Source organism: Bacillus sanguinis, assembly GCF_018332475.1.
Taxonomy (GTDB): Bacteria; Bacillota; Bacilli; order Bacillales; family Bacillaceae_G; genus Bacillus_A; species Bacillus_A sanguinis.
Genome location: NZ_BOQB01000458.1, coordinates 1 through 710, shown reverse-complemented (window position 1 = coordinate 710; position 710 = coordinate 1). Strand labels below are relative to the sequence as shown.

General features: G+C 37.2%; 1 protein-coding gene. It reads right to left on the bottom strand.

The window, feature by feature from the left end:
• Nucleotides 1–101: 101 nt before the first annotated feature.
• Nucleotides 102–710: enoyl-CoA hydratase (locus KI369_RS27645; protein WP_212958812.1), on the bottom strand; the 609-nt coding region annotated here is incomplete at its 5' end.

Sequence of the window (710 nt, the reverse complement as noted above, 5' to 3'; positions counted from 1 at the left end):
TAAAAAAAGTGCTAACACAATTATACTAAAATGTGTTAGCACTTTCTCCCCTTTACCTTAAATTAACCGGCAGTAAAACTACCATTAATCAAAATTTCACTTTATTCTCCTTTAAATGCTGGCAAACGTTTTTCTAAAAATGCTGCAATGCCTTCTTTATGATCCGCTGTTTGTCTCATCGCATATTGACCGCGTTTTTCAAGTTGCAGCGTTTGTTCTAAATTAGAACGATTTACTTCACATAAAATTTGCTTCGTTTGAATCATCGCTTTAATCGGCTTTTGTGACCATTCACTAATTTTTTGCTTCACAGCCGTTTGGAAATCCTCGCCGATTACTTCATCAATTAAGCCGATATCAAGCGCTTCTGTTGCTGATAATTTCTTTCCTTCCCAAATAATTTGCTTCGTCATATTTTCACCGACACGCTTTTGAAGGAAGAAATGGCCGCCGCCATCTGGAATTAAAGCGATTCCAATAAAGTTCATCGCAATAACGGATGAAATATCCGCCATCACATAGTCAGCTGTTAATGCAATACTTAATCCAAGACCAGCAGTTGGTCCATGAATCGCACTAATCACAAGCTTAGGCATCGTATATAAAGTTACAACAACTTCAGAAATAGTATTCATAATACCATCAAACTTGCTTTCATCATTACTTGAAAGCATCGATTTAATATCTCCACCCGCAGAAAAACCACGGCC